Source organism: Kitasatospora sp. NPDC001660, from assembly GCF_053596725.1.
In genome coordinates, this window is the sequence record NZ_JBSFGU010000025.1 from 20,441 (window position 1) to 33,684 (window position 13,244).

Annotated in this window: 14 protein-coding genes, 1 pseudogene and 1 riboswitch; of the genes and pseudogenes, 5 read left to right on the top strand and 10 right to left on the bottom strand. The window is 72.9% G+C overall.

The genetic code is table 11. The annotated features are described in order from the left end of the window. Positions 1-5: 5 nt before the first annotated feature. Both lysA and ACWCXH_RS24765 read right to left on the bottom strand, forming a co-directional pair. The gene (gene lysA, locus ACWCXH_RS24760) at positions 6-1,367 is read right to left on the bottom strand and encodes a diaminopimelate decarboxylase (protein ID WP_449803662.1); all 1,362 of its coding nucleotides are present in this window, start codon (positions 1,365-1,367) and stop codon (positions 6-8) included. Between the two features lie 36 nt (positions 1,368-1,403). Further along, a complete protein-coding gene (locus ACWCXH_RS24765; protein WP_449803663.1) occupies positions 1,404-1,589 on the bottom strand; it encodes a hypothetical protein in 186 nt (61 codons plus the stop codon). 355 nt (positions 1,590-1,944) lie between these two features. On the opposite strand from ACWCXH_RS24765, the gene kdpB reads away from it, so the two are divergent. Together kdpB and ACWCXH_RS24775 are read left to right on the top strand one after the other, a co-directional pair. Continuing rightward, complete coding sequence (gene kdpB, locus ACWCXH_RS24770) at positions 1,945-4,128, top strand: potassium-transporting ATPase subunit KdpB (RefSeq protein WP_449803664.1); 2,184 nt, start codon at positions 1,945-1,947, stop codon at positions 4,126-4,128. Between the two features lie 138 nt (positions 4,129-4,266). After that, the gene (locus tag ACWCXH_RS24775; protein WP_449803665.1) at positions 4,267-4,752 is read left to right on the top strand and encodes a universal stress protein; all 486 of its coding nucleotides are present in this window, start codon (positions 4,267-4,269) and stop codon (positions 4,750-4,752) included. Positions 4,753-4,861: 109 nt separating this feature from the next. Here ACWCXH_RS24775 and ACWCXH_RS24780 read toward each other — a convergent pair whose 3' ends face one another. Beyond that, entirely contained in the window at positions 4,862-6,043 is a 1,182-nt protein-coding gene (locus ACWCXH_RS24780; RefSeq protein WP_449803666.1) for an alpha/beta hydrolase, read from the bottom strand. An 85-nt stretch (positions 6,044-6,128) separates the two neighbouring features. Next, on the bottom strand, positions 6,129-6,458 hold the full coding sequence (locus ACWCXH_RS24785) for a hypothetical protein (RefSeq protein ID WP_449803667.1): 330 nt from the start codon (positions 6,456-6,458) through the stop codon (positions 6,129-6,131). A gap of 254 nt (positions 6,459-6,712) precedes the next feature. Further along, positions 6,713-6,888, top strand: a riboswitch (M-box (ykoK) riboswitch). A gap of 549 nt (positions 6,889-7,437) precedes the next feature. Between ACWCXH_RS24785 and ACWCXH_RS24790 the strand changes: the two genes are divergently transcribed. The 3 genes from ACWCXH_RS24790 (at position 7,438) to ACWCXH_RS24800 (ending at position 8,916) form a co-directional block, all read left to right on the top strand. Next, on the top strand, positions 7,438-7,896 hold the full coding sequence (locus ACWCXH_RS24790; protein WP_449803668.1) for a winged helix-turn-helix domain-containing protein: 459 nt from the start codon (positions 7,438-7,440) through the stop codon (positions 7,894-7,896). A gap of 59 nt (positions 7,897-7,955) precedes the next feature. Further along, positions 7,956-8,432 carry a hypothetical protein gene (locus tag ACWCXH_RS24795; RefSeq protein ID WP_449803669.1) on the top strand — a complete coding sequence of 159 codons (477 nt, stop codon included), beginning with the start codon at positions 7,956-7,958 and terminating at the stop codon, positions 8,430-8,432. 64 nt (positions 8,433-8,496) lie between these two features. Then, complete coding sequence (locus ACWCXH_RS24800) at positions 8,497-8,916, top strand: glyoxalase (RefSeq protein WP_449803670.1); 420 nt, start codon at positions 8,497-8,499, stop codon at positions 8,914-8,916. A gap of 4 nt (positions 8,917-8,920) precedes the next feature. Here ACWCXH_RS24800 and ACWCXH_RS24805 read toward each other — a convergent pair whose 3' ends face one another. From ACWCXH_RS24805 to ACWCXH_RS24830, 6 genes and pseudogenes are all read right to left on the bottom strand, one after another. Next, complete coding sequence (locus tag ACWCXH_RS24805; protein ID WP_449803671.1) at positions 8,921-9,565, bottom strand: hypothetical protein; 645 nt, start codon at positions 9,563-9,565, stop codon at positions 8,921-8,923. A gap of 222 nt (positions 9,566-9,787) precedes the next feature. Continuing rightward, entirely contained in the window at positions 9,788-10,204 is a 417-nt protein-coding gene (locus tag ACWCXH_RS24810; RefSeq protein ID WP_449803672.1) for a cupredoxin domain-containing protein, read from the bottom strand. Next, on the bottom strand, positions 10,204-10,647 hold the full coding sequence (locus ACWCXH_RS24815) for a hypothetical protein (RefSeq protein ID WP_449803673.1): 444 nt from the start codon (positions 10,645-10,647) through the stop codon (positions 10,204-10,206). The genes ACWCXH_RS24810 and ACWCXH_RS24815 overlap by 1 nt, the downstream gene beginning before the upstream one ends. Positions 10,648-10,823: 176 nt before the next feature. After that, positions 10,824-10,958, bottom strand: a pseudogene (locus tag ACWCXH_RS24820) (MFS transporter); the annotation flags it as partial. Positions 10,959-11,144: 186 nt separating this feature from the next. Beyond that, the gene (locus tag ACWCXH_RS24825; RefSeq protein ID WP_449803731.1) at positions 11,145-11,366 is read right to left on the bottom strand and encodes a DUF397 domain-containing protein; all 222 of its coding nucleotides are present in this window, start codon (positions 11,364-11,366) and stop codon (positions 11,145-11,147) included. 30 nt (positions 11,367-11,396) lie between these two features. Next, complete coding sequence (locus ACWCXH_RS24830; protein ID WP_449803674.1) at positions 11,397-12,995, bottom strand: purple acid phosphatase family protein; 1,599 nt, start codon at positions 12,993-12,995, stop codon at positions 11,397-11,399. Between the last annotated feature and the right edge of the window lie 249 nt (positions 12,996-13,244).

A 13,244-nucleotide genomic window follows, 5' to 3' on the forward strand; every position in this document is an offset into this window, starting at 1 on the left:
TACCGTCAGCGGCCGACTTCCCTCAGGCGGAAGTCCTCGACCGTCTCCCGCCGGATCAGCAGCCGCGCGCGGCCATCCTTGACCGCAGCGACCGGTGGGCGGCCGACCATGTTGTACCCGGAGGCCATCGACAGCTGGTAGGCGCCGGCGGCCGGGAGGGCGAGGAGGTCGCCGGGGCGGAGGTCGGCCGGGAGCAGGGCATCGCGAACGAGCACATCGCCGGCCTCGCAGTGACGGCCGACCACGTCGACCCGGGCCGCGCCCGCGTCGGAGCGGCGGCCCACCATCCGTACGGTGTAGGACGAGCCGTACAGCGCCGGGCGCGGGTTGTCGCTCATGCCGCCGTCCACGGCCGCGAACGTCCTGCCGTCCGCGGTGTGCTTCACCGACAGCACCCGGTACACCGCCACCGCGGCCGGCCCGGCGATCGCGCGGCCCGGTTCGACGATCAGGCGCGGCACCTCCAGGTCCGCCTCGGCGCAGCGCACCGCGAGGCGGTCCGTCACCCGCACCGCGAACTCGGCGAGGTCCAACTCCCCGTCCCCCGGCAGGTACTGGATGCCATGCCCACCGCCGAGGTCCAGCTCACGCAGTTCCACGCCGTGCCGGTCGCGCACCTCGGCGAGCAGCCGTACGAGCGTGTCCACGGACTGGAGGAACGGCTCGACATCGGTGATCTGCGAACCCAAGTGGCTGTGCAGGCCGACCAGTTCGAGCCCGGGCTGATCCAGTACCCGGGCGATCGCGTCGGCCGCGTCACCGCCCTCGATCGGGAAGCCGAACTTCTGCCCGCCGACGCCCGTCCGCACGGCCGTGTGGTGCCCGGCCGCGATCCCCGGGACGACCCGGACCAGCACCTTCTGCGGGGTGTCCGCCGCCACCAGCGCCGCGAGCCGGGCGATCTCCGCCGGCCCGTCGATGACGATCCGGCCCACCCGCAGCCGCCGCGCCAGCCGCAGCTCCTCCGGGGACTTCGCGTTGCCGTGCAGCAGGATCCGCTGCGCCGGGAAGCCGGCCGAGGCGGCCAGCCACAGCTCGCCCGAGGAGCAGACATCCAGGCCCAGTCCCTCCTCCGCCACCCAGTCGGCCATCGCGCTGCACAGGAAGGCCTTGGCCGCGTACAGCACGTCGGCGTGCGGCAGCGCCCGCCGGTACGCGCGGGCGCGGGCCCGCACCTCGGCCTCGTCCAGGACGTACAGCGGGGTGCCGAACCGCTCGGCGGCCTCCGCGAGTCCCACCCCGCCGACCAGCAGCTCCCCTGCGGGGCCGGGCCGTGCCGAGGCCGGCCAGGGACCGCCGAGCGTGTCGGAAGCTTTGGAGGGGGATCCCGAGGGGGCGGGGACGGTCGGGGCAGTCAGCTGGGTCATCGCGGCGACTCCTACGGAACGCGGTACGGGCGGCGGTCAGTCCTCGTAGTGCATCGCGAGCCGGCAGTGCGCCGGGCGGGTGCGGGCCTCGGTGACGGCACCGGCAGCGGCCGGGGCCGGTTCGGGCGGCTCGGGACGGGCCTGGCGGCCTGCGCCGGGCACGAGGTGGATCGCCCGTTCGAGCGGCTCGTCGACGTCGATGATGGCGGTGGCGGTGGTCATCGCGGGCTCCAAGGAAAGTCGTGGGAGGGCCGACGTCCGCGACCCTCGGTTCCAGTGCAAACCCCTCGCACACCGATCGCCACCGGCCTTGACGCATGGCCTACGCATCGGGCGCGGACTTTGACGGCCTCCTGACATCCCGCCGGTCCCACCCCTCCGAACGCACGTTCGTGCAGGTCGGAGCCCCGATCGATCATGGTGTCAGGGAACTGTCAAAGAAGGCCGTTCCGCCGCCAAGCCCGCGTCAAGACCGGCATGGCGCACGGAACTCCGGTGGTGGGCTGTCGGCCGTTCCTGCCGCCCCCGAGTCCGCCGCCCCGCCGTCCTGGGGCAGCCCGGAAGGTCCCCCGAGACGATGCGCCGTTCGGCCCTCACCCCACCGGACACCACCGCCACCCGAACCGACTGGTTCCGCCGCCCGGAACCCGCCGCCCCCGAGCCGCCACACCCGAGCCACCGGCCGAAGGACACCAGAAACGGCCGGCGCAGCCTCATCACCCGCCGGCAGCTCCGCGAGGCCCTGCCCGCCGCCGTCCGCAAGCTCCACCCGCGCACGATGGCCCGCAACCCCGTCATGCTGGTCGTCGAGACCGGCTCGGCGCTCACCACGCTCACCGCCGTCGCCCGCCCCAGCGTCTTCGCCTGGGTGATCGGCTTCTGGCTCTGGCTCACCGTGCTGTTCGCCAACCTCGCCGAGGCCGTCGCCGAGGCGCGCGGCAAGGCGCAGGCCGACTCGCTGCGCCGCGCCCAGGCCGGCACCACCGCCCGGCGGCTGCTGCACTGGCGGGTCGGCACCCGCGACCACCGCCACGAGGTCATCCCCGCCGAGGAGTTGATGCTGCACGACATCGTGCTCGTGTCGGCCGGCGAGGTCATCCCGCAGGACGGCGAGGTGGTCGAGGGCGTCGCGAGCGTCGACGAGTCGGCGATCACCGGCGAGTCCGCGCCGGTGATCCGCGAGTCCGGCGGCGACCGCACGGGCGTCACCGGCGGCACCAAAGTGCTCTCGGACCACCTGGTCGTCCGGGTCACCTCGCGGCCCGGGCAGAGCTTCATCGACCGGATGATCGACCTGGTCGAGGGCGCCGACCGGCAGAAGACGCCGAACGAGATCGCGCTCAACATCCTGCTCGCCTCGCTCACCATCGTCTTCATCCTCTCGGTGGTCTCGCTCCAGCCGATGGCCATCTACGCCCACGCGCCGCAGGCCACCGTCGTGCTGGTCGCCCTGATGGTCGCCCTCATCCCGACCACCATCGGCGCGCTGCTCTCCGCGATCGGCATCGCCGGGATGGACCGGCTCGTCCAGCGCAACGTCGTCGCGCTCTCCGGCCGCGCCGTCGAGGCGGCCGGCGACGTCGACGTGCTGCTGCTCGACAAGACCGGCACCATCACCCACGGCAACCGGCGAGCCGTCGCCCTGCACCCGTTGACCGGCGCCACCACCGAACAGCTCGCCGAGGCCGCACAGTTGGCCTCGGTCGCGGACGAGACCCCGGAGGGGCGATCACTCATCGACCTGACGAACCGTCAGTACTGGGTGCCGCCAAGGGCCCCCGGCGAACTCGGCGAGCAGCGGCCCGTCCCGTTCACCGCGCACAGCCGGATGAGCGGCGTCGATCTGAGCTGGCCCGACGGCGCCGCCTGCCTCATCCGCAAGGGTGCCGCGAACGCCGTCGCGCAGTGGGTCGTGCGGTCCGGCGGCCGCCTGCCCATGGAGGCCAAGCCGCTCGTCGACCGGATCGCCGAGGCCGGCGGCACCCCGCTGCTCGTCGCCGTGCACGACCGGCACGGCGCCCGTGCGCTCGGCGTCGTCGAGCTCAAGGACGTCGTCAAGGAGGGCATCGCCGAACGCTTCGCCGAGCTGCGGCGGATGGGCATCCGCACCGTCATGGTCACCGGCGACAACCCGCTCACCGCCAAGGCCATCGCCGAGGAGGCCGGGGTCGACGGCTTCCTCGCCGAGGCCACCCCCGAGGACAAGCTCGCCTACCTGCGCCAGGAGCAGGCCGCCGGGAACATGGTCGCGATGACCGGCGACGGCACCAACGACGCCCCCGCCCTCGCCCAGGCCGACGTCGGCGTCGCCATGAACTCCGGCACCCCGGCGGCGAAGGAGGCCGGGAACATGGTCGACCTCGACTCCAACCCGGCCAAGCTCATCGACATCATCCGGGTCGGCAAGCAACTCCTCATCACCCGGGGCGCGTTGACCACCTTCTCGATCACCAACGACGTCGCCAAGTTCTTCGCGATCATCCCCGCGATGTTCGCCGGCTCCTACCCCGGGCTGCACCACCTCAACATCATGGGCCTGCACAGCCCGACCTCGGCGATCGCCTCCGCGATCATCTTCAACGCGCTGATCATCGTCGCCCTGATCCCGCTCGCGCTGCGCGGCGTCCGGTACCAGCCGGCCTCCGCCACCGACCTGCTCCGGCGCAACCTGCGGGTCTACGGGCTGGGCGGGCTGGTGCTGCCGTTCCTCGGCATCAAGGCCATCGACCTGCTGATCGAGTTCGTGCCGGGACTGGGCTGACCCGGCCGCTGTCAGGGGAGTGTCAAGAAGTACGCGACCGACGTCATGGTGGCGTCAGCGGCGGCGCGGACGAGGTGGTTCCGGGGTTCACTGGACATGACGGAACCGAACACCGGAACCACACGGAGGCGAACGGCAATGACCGGGACCACCCGAGTGATCGTCGGCCTGAGCGGATCACTGAGCAGTCTCGCCGCCCTCTACCACGCCGTCGGCGAGGCGGCCCGGCACGGAGCCACCCTCGTCCCGGTCGCCGCCTGGAGTGCGAACGACAAGGACGGGCCGCGACCGCTGTCCGAACTGGAGCACGCCGCCCGCCGACGCCTCGACATCGCCTTCGAACAGGCCTACGGCGGCTACCCGTCCGGCCTGGTCGTCCACCCCGTGGTGGTCAACTCCGAACCGGGGCCCGCCCTGGTCGGCGCCGTGACCGGCCCGGACGACCTCCTCGTGATCGGCGCCCCCACCCGCCGCCGGCTCGACCGGCTGCGCCACGCGTCGGTCGCCCGCCAGTGCCGGCACCGCGCCGGCTGCCGCGTGGTCGAGGTGTCCCCGTCCGAGCTCCTGACCCGGCTCGAACTCACCGCCCGCACCGGCGCCCCGCTCCCGCTCCTCGCCCGATAGGGCCCGTCGGAAGACGGACCCCACGGGCCACCGGGCCCGCCACCCGGTGAGCCCCCGCCGCTGCCCCGCCCCCTCCCCCGTCGGGCGGGGCAGCGGCACGTCAACGGGTCTACGGTGACGGCGCGTCCAGGTGGGTACTGAGCCACGCCAGGCACGGCGGCAGCAGGCGCGTCCAGGTCGTGAAGTTGTGGCCCCCGGTGTCCACCGTCGCCTGCGCCACCGCCAGCGGCGGGCGGGCCGCCGCCGTGAACGCCGACGAGTCCGCGTACGTGTGCCCGTCCTCCTTGCTGTCCGCCAGCAGCGCCGACACGGCGGGCATCGGCAGGTGTGCGAGGCGCCACCTCAGGTCGGCCTCCTCGCGGCGCCGCTGGCTGCCGCCGAACAGGTCGCCGGTCGTGATGTCCTCGGCCGCCTTGAGGTAGCCGGACAGCGAGACCACCGCCGAGAAGGTCTGCGGGTGCTCCATGCCGAGCTTGAGCGCGCAGTAGCCGCCCGTCGAGTCGCCGATCATCCCGAGGCTGCCCGGGCCGTCCAGCACCCGGTAGGAGGCGCGCAGGTCGGCCGGGACGTCCGCCGTGAAGTACGACTGCGCCTGCGGGCCGTTCGGGACGTCCTCGCACTCGCTGTCGCGGGGCATGGACGGCGAGGGCCGCATCAGCACGAGGAGGGTCGGCTTCATCGTGCCCCGGCGCAGCAGGTCGATTTCGTCCGCGGGGTAGCGCAGCTTGGTGACGAGGTTGGTGGCGTCGCCGGGGAAGCCGGTCAGCACCAGCAGGGCGGGGAAGTGCCGGTTCTCGCCGCCCGCCTGGAAGTACTGCGGCGGCAGGTAGACGTACCCGTCGGTGCTCAGCCCGGTCGTCCCGCCGGGGATGCGGACCTTGTCGAGCCGCCCGACCTGGGCCGGGTCCCGGCTCCCGGACGGGGCGCCGGCGATGTCCGCCGTGCCGAGCACCTGGATCCCGGCGGGCGCCCGGACGGGTGCCGGGGAGGCCGCACTCGGGGAGGCCCCGCCGGGTACGGCCGCGGGCGGCCCGGCGCCCTGGACGGCGGCCGTCCCCCGGTCGTGCCCGAACAGGTCGGACCAGCTGCTGTAGAAGACGAAGTAGTCGTTCACGGCGAGCCCGAACGTGGCGAGCAGCGCCAGTTGGGTGAGCAGGATCGTGCCGAGCCGCAGGAACGTCGCCGGCCAGCTGCGGACGGCGAGCTTGGGCCACACCCACAGCGTGCCGAGCACCGTGGCCACCGCGAACAGTGCCATCAGCGCGAGCAGCTTGTGACTGGTGAGTCCCATGTCTCCCGGCCTCCCGTACCACAGTGAACCACCGGCCGGGGCTCGCCGCGCACCCCGACCGGCGCAGCCGTCCGACTACAGAGCGTCATTCCCGCTGCTCGGCGGGCGCCTGCCGCACCTGGTCTCGCGCAGGAACGGCGGGTCGGTGAAGCGGAATGCCGGTGGCGTCCCGGAGCGCGCTGGCGAAGGCCGGGGCAACGGGGTTGAACGGGCTCTCGCTCATCGACTTGGCGCCCAGCGGGCCGATCGCGTCCGAGGTCTCGCTGAGGTGCACCCCGGTGCGCAGCACGCCGGAGGGGGCTCGCAGCAGGCAGACGCCGTCCAGGGCGGCGGTGAGCGAGATCATCGGGCCGGCCGGCGGGCCGTTGCGGAGGTTGCCGCCGACGGTAGCCGTGTTCCAGATCTTCCAGGACACGAAGAAGGCCCGGCAGCACTGCTCGAACAGCGGGGCGGCCGTCCAGGCGGCGGGCTTGGGGTGGCGGGAGAGCTGGGCGATCGTGCAGGTGGCGGCGAGTGGGTTCGCACACCACCCGTGACCGGCCCGGACTGGTCGATCGTCCGGGACCGGACCGGCCCGGCGGGGCGCTGATGGGGCGGGAGTTCGTGTCAGGAGTTCGACAAGGGTGTCGAGGATCGGCGGGTTACGGGCTATGCTTTCGGAGGTTTGAAAAGGCACCTCGTTCGGTGAGGCGTCTTCACGGACACAGGCCACTGACCCGACGACGTCGAGAGACGCCCAGGTTCAGGACAGATCTTCCCGACCTAAGGGTTGATCCCAAGTGGCTTCCCCGGCTCAGGGGGATTACGCCGTGAAGTGCCAAAGCTCTGACGAGTTGGGGTGAACCGGTAGCCCGGAGGCAAGCCGGTGAGCTCCTGCCGAGTCGATGAACGCACCGCGGTGGTGCGTCCGACCGGAAGGAGGCGAGACACATGGACAGCAGCAGTAGTAGTCCGGGCCACAGTCGACCCCTTTCCCGTGTGCCCGAGCACGCCTCCGGCAGACGCTGAACTCCCGCCCATTCAGGCATTTCTGACGCTTCGCCGGATTGCCGCTTCGCCGTGCCCGCGTGGCCCGAACGCCGCACCGGGGGACGCCGGATCGCGTACGGGCAGGGCATCCGTCGCGCCGAGGGGCCGGGCCCGCACGTCAACCCGTCACCCGCACCGCACGCCCGGCCGGGGCATGCCCTCGCACGCCCGTCGGCCGTTGAACCGAAGGTGAACCGCCGTGTCCGACGCCGCTTTCTTCCGCCCCACCCGAACCGCTCCGCAGCACCGCCTGCGCACCGCCCCGTCCGGCGTCCTCGGTCGGATCGCCGAGAACTGACCGCCCGTCCGACCGCCGCTGCCACTGCCACTGCCACCAGCAGATTCACGCCGAAGGAAATTCCGTCATGGCCGTCCGCTACCCCCGGCTCGACGTCATCTTCTCCGACCACCGGGCCGCCCTCCGCCCGGCCGCGCCCACCGCGGTCGCGACCGTCCCGGCACAGGCCGCCCCCGCACGGACCGCACCCGTGCCGGCCACCCGCGCGCGGATCGGCACCGCCCTGCCGAACGGGCTCGCGCTCGACCACGAACAGCGGGTGGCGACCGTCGACGGACGCGAAGTCGACCTCACCTTCATGGAGTTCGAGCTGCTCGCGCACCTGGTCGCCAACCCACTGCGGGTGCACAGCCGCCGCCAGCTAATGGAGAGCGTGTGGGGCCGCCCCGACAACGGCGACACCCGCACCATCTCCACCCACATCGCGCGGATACGCCGCAAGCTCGGCCCCGAGCACCGGCCGACCCTCGCCACCGTCCGCCAGATCGGCTACAAGTACGACCCGCGGCTGGCGAACGTCGCCTGACCGTACGCCCAACTCACCGTTCCCGACTCACCGTCCCCACGCCCACGATGAGGTTTCCGATGACTCCCGGCAAGCTGCTCCCGCGGCGCGGCGAGGCGGCGGGGCTGCTCGTCGTCCTGACGCTCCTCGTCCTCGAAGGGATCGCGCTGGGCACGGCCACGGAGCCGGACCGGCCGGTGATCGGCGCCGCCCTGATCGGGGCCGCCGGATCCGGCCTGCTGCTCGTCGCCGCGCTGCTCGTCGGCCGCCGCCTCGCGGCCCGGCGGGGGCTGCCGCTCCCCCCGCCGGGCCCGAACGGCCGCGACTACAGCACCCGCGCCCTGGAGGGCTTCCCGATGGAGGCCGTCCGCCCGCTGCTGCTCGCCGAGGACGGGCCGCAGCTCAACCAGCTGTACGCCGCCTGGGTGCTGGCCCTCGGCGGCCACACCGCCCCGTGGATCGCCCGCCGCCTGGACCTCCCCGTCCCGACCGCCCGCCTGCTCGTGGACGCCGTCCGCGAGCGGCGCCGGAGCCGGCCGAACCCCTTTGCGCGGTAACGCGGTTGATTCGAAAATCCGCCGACTTCCGCCCTTGCGTCGGCCCAAGAGAGGAACCCGTTCGATGATCACCGCCCTGGACCACGTCCAGCTCGCCGCGCCGCCCGGCAGCGAGGCCCTGCTGCGGGCCTTCTACGGCGACATACTGCAGATGGCCGAGCTCCCCCGCCCGGCCTCGCTCGCCGAGCGCGGCGGGTGCTGGTTCGCCGCCGACGGCGGTCGGGTCCGGCTCTTCCTCGGCATCGAGGACGCCTTCCGGCCCACCACCAAGGCCCACCCCGGTCTGGTCGTCGACGAGATCGACGAGTTCGCCGGCCGCCTGGAGACCTCGGGCGCACTGGTGGTGTGGGACGCCTCCCTGCCGCCGGACCGCCGCTTCTACACCCAGGACCCGGTGGGCAACCTGCTGGAGTTCGTCGAGCAGCGGCCCGCTCCGGCTGCCGCCGAACTCACGAACCCCGTCAGGGAACATTCATACCGTTGACGCCTCAGGCGCGCGCCCCTGGCGCGGCGGTGGCCCCGCCGCGCCCGGCGTTCGCCTGCGCCACCAGGTAGGGCACCATCCCGCGTTCCGCCAGCGCCGTCCGCCAGGCCTCCCGCGCGAGCGCCAACTCCCCGGCGCCCCCGGTGTCCCCGGCCTCCTCCGCCCGCGAGCGCGACGCCGCGCCGAGCAGGCCGAGCCCGCCGGCCAGCCCGCTCACCAGCGCCAGCGCGGCCGCGATCCACCCGGCGCCGACCAGCGCCCCTCCCAGCGTCTCCAGGTCGTCGGCCAGCCCGAGCGCGTAGCCGAGCAGCAGGAATATCCCGGCCGCGGCCCCGGCGACGATCGGCACGATCACCGCCAGCACCCCCAGCCACCCCGACGCCCGCTCCCGCGCGGGGGCGTCCACGGGCAGCCGCGCCACCGCGTCGGCGTCCGCCCGCAGGGCCGCGTACCGCTCGTACTCGGGCGCGGCGGCGGCCAGCACGTACTCCGCGTTGTCCCGCGCGCACCGCCGCAACCGCTCGGCCCCGCGCGCCTCGTCCCCGATCGCCCGCAGCGCGGCCCGCACCGCCACCCCGGCCAGCGCCCTGCTGAGCACCGTCTCGAAGTCGGCCCGGTCCTGCTGCGGAAGCCGAAGCGGTCTGTCCATGGTCCTACCCCGTTCGCCGTCCACCGGCCGGCCCCACCCCGAGCGCGTCCGCCCCCTTCTTGGCACCGGCTTCACCAGCCCTTAGTTCTACAGCACTGTAGAGCATGGGGTGCAAGAGGAGCAGCACTCTTTCCCGAGGTGAGCGGCCCGACGGACCGCGCGGACGGCGACGTGCCGCGCATCCGGCGCGCTCCGACGCCCACATCCGGCGCGCTCCGACGCCTACCCGACCGTCAGGATCCCGCGCATGAAGTGGTGGAACGTGCACAGGTACGAGTAGGCCCCCCGCCGCAGCGGCGCCTTGAAGGTGGCCGAGGTGCCCGGGGGGATGGGGGCGGTGGTGAAGGAGTGGTCCTGCGCGGTGAGGGTGTGCTCGACGGTGTCGGCGTTCACGACGGTCACCGTGCCGCCGGGGCGGACCGTGAAGTCGGCGGGCTGGAACAGGAGGTTCCCGATCGTCACCGTCACCGCCGCCGCACCGGTGGCGGGTGGGGTCGCGGGGCCGCGCGGCGCGGACGGCGAGGCGGTGGGGCTGCTCTCCTCGGGCGCCGGGCCGAGGTAGGCGCTGAGGCACCCGCTCAGGGTGGTGGCGAGCACCAGGGCGCCGCCGGCCCGGGCGAGCCGGGTCGGCGGGCGCATCAGCCGGCGGCGAGCCGGACCCGGCGGGCGTCCGCGGAGGCGGGCGGGTTGGCGCCGAGGTTGGAGACCGTGGCGGTCAGGATGGCGTCCGCGCCGGGGATCCAGTTGACCGTCTTGGACTGCACGACGAGCTGGCGCTGCTGCTGCGTCCCGTCGCACAGGATGTCCGCCTCGGCCGTGCGGCTGGAACCGAAGGCCTTCGAGGACTTGTCGTCCGGGTCCGTCTGCTCGACCGTGACGGTCAGCGACTTGGCCTCCCCGGCCATCCCGCACACGTACGCCAGGTCGACCCGGACCCGGCCCGGGACCTTCGGGTCGATCCGCGCTTCGCCGATGGTGACCGACGTCGTGCCGGGTGACGGCTCGGGGTCGGCGGCCACCGCGGGGGCCGCCAGGCCGGTGAGGGACGCCGTGAGAGCCGTCAGGGTGATCCACCTTCGCACTGCCAACCTCCTGGGTACGGGGACGAACTGGGGCCGACGCTAATCGCCGGCCCCACGCCCCGCGCGCCGAGCAGCCCGGTCTTCGTACGAACGGCTCACGAACGGCTCACGCGCAGCCCACGCGCAGCCCACTAGCGGCTCACGGACGCGAACGGCCCGCCCGGCGGCAGCCAGACGGCGGCCTTGACCGGGGTGTCGAAGCGCTCGTGGAACTGCACCTGGAGCACCTGCCCGAAGGCGAAGCCGAACCCGATGAACGAGCCGAACGCGCCGATGTACAGCGTCGACACGGCCCAGCCGTACGGGTCGCGCGGCGGCTGCCCCCACCCCCCACCAGGCCGTAGAGGCGCTGCGGACGGCTGGCCACCCCCAAGTGGCGGTGGCCACGTACCTCCTGGCCCCAGGCTTCTTCGCCCGCCGCGCCGCAACGACGGCGGCCACCTGGACGAGCCCCCACTCGGCCCCCATGAGGCCATCGCCCACCTGGTTCTGAACCGCTACGACGAGGTCAGGTGGTCGAACTCCCCTGCCTTGATGCCGTGCAGGAGGGCGCGAAGCCTGTCGGGCGATGTGGTGATGACGACGTCGGGGTCATCACTCTCCCGGAACCTGATGCTGCCGTCGAGGGCTGCCGCGGGATAGATGCAGTTGGCGGCGTCACCACTGAACGAGGACTTCTGCCAGTGCCTGGCTGAAGGACGTGAGGGCCCACCGCACAGAAAGCGCGACGGGCCCTCAGGAGCCGGGCCCTACCACCGACCGGCCCCCACGCGGCGATCCGACTGCTCGTCCTCGCCCTGGTCTTCGTCGCCCCAGCCGTCGCTGCGGTCGCGGTACAGCGTGAACCGGTCGAAGAGCACCGGAGCCGGCACCGGGTTGGCCGCCGTGGCCGGGGCCGAGTGGTAGTAGCTCACCGTGATGCTCGTCCGGCCGCCCGGCAGCAGGCCCGGATCGACGTCGAACACCGCGACGCCGTAAGGGTAGTTGGTGTCCGGGTCCGTCACCGCCGACCAGTGGGCCTTCTCCTTGGCATCCGGGTCGGCCTTGAAGGTGAGCCGCTGCGTGCGGACGAAGGCCTCGCGGACGCCGTCCCCGTCGGCGGGCAGGTACTTGTCGTCGTGCCCGGCGGTACCACCCCCGCCCAGGATCAGGTGGACGGTGCCCTCCGACGTGTCGATCTGCCGGAGGTCGTCGCCGGCGACGGCCGGCGTGAGCAGCCCGCCGGACTCGGTGCCGCGCACCGGGTGGGTGCGCTCGTAGTCGTGGTCGTGGCCGGCGAGCACGAGGTCGACGGAGTACCGGTCGAACAGCGGCAGCAGCTTTTCCCGGATGCCCATGTCGCCGCCGTGGCTGGCGGCGGACGACGACATCGCGAACTGGTGCATGCTGACGACGATCCAGTCCACCGCGTTGCCGCGCCGGGCACGCGACAGAACACGTTCCAGCCAGCGCAGTTGGGCACCCTCGCTGTAGTCGCTGATGTAGATGGACTGCCCGGTCGCCGGGTCGATGCTGGCGTCGTCCTCGACCGCGATCTCGTTGCCGTCGAGACTCAGGAAGAGCACCGAACCCACCTGGAACGCGTACCAGTTGCCGCAGTAGTCGCGGGTGCCGTTGTCGGGCAGCTCGAAGCGGGTCAGGTAGGAGGCGTATCCGAGGTCCCCACCGCCCGCCTCCACCTCGTGGTTCCCGGGCGAGGGCATCCACGGGCGGCTGGCCGCCGACTTCGACAGGTTGTTCATGAACGCGTTCCAGCACTGCGGCTGGAGCTGCGGGTTGTTGTTGGCGTACGCGAGGTCGCCGTTGAGCAGGTGGAACAGCGGCGAGAACCGCTCGACCTGGCGGACCGCCGCGGCGCCGTGGATCGAGGACTTCGCGAACACGTTGTCGCCCGTGCCGAGGTCGCCGAAGCTGGTGAACCGGAACGCGGCCCGGCCACGCCCGGGCGCGGTGCGGAAGGTGCCGCGCACCGGCTCGGCGCCGTCGTGCAGGACGTCGTAGACGTACGTGGTGCCGGGCTTCAGGCCGCGCAGCCGGACGTGGTGCGTGAAGGTCTCGACCTTGTTGAGCCCGTCGACGTACGTCCGGGTCTCGGCGTCGACGCTGTGCCCGGCCCCGCCGCGCGGTGTCCCGAGGCGGACGCGCGGACGGCTCACGCTGGCGGCCGTCGCCCAGGAGACCGTCATCTCGGTGGACGGTTCGTCGCCCCACTGGAGGTGGATCTGCTCCGGCCCGGGAGTGCCGGCGAGCGCCGGCTGCGTCCAGAGCAGCGTGGACGCGGGGATCGCGGCGAGCGCGCCGACCGCCGTACCCGTCCGAAGTACCGTCCTACGAGAGGGATGTGACACTGTCGCCTCCTGGGATCCGAGAAACGCCCAGGAGAGTCCCACGGCGGACGGGACCGGCGGGCCACTTCGGACAGTGCGTCCGGCGAACGCCGGGTGAACGAACCGGTCACTGCGACCGGCCGTGAGCCGGCGGATTCCTACACGCCGTAACGACGGGCGAACGGACGCCCGGGGCAGGCTGGCACTCGAACAGACGGACACAGAGATTCGACCGGCGCGCGCACTGGTCGGAGCCCCAACAGGAAGTCG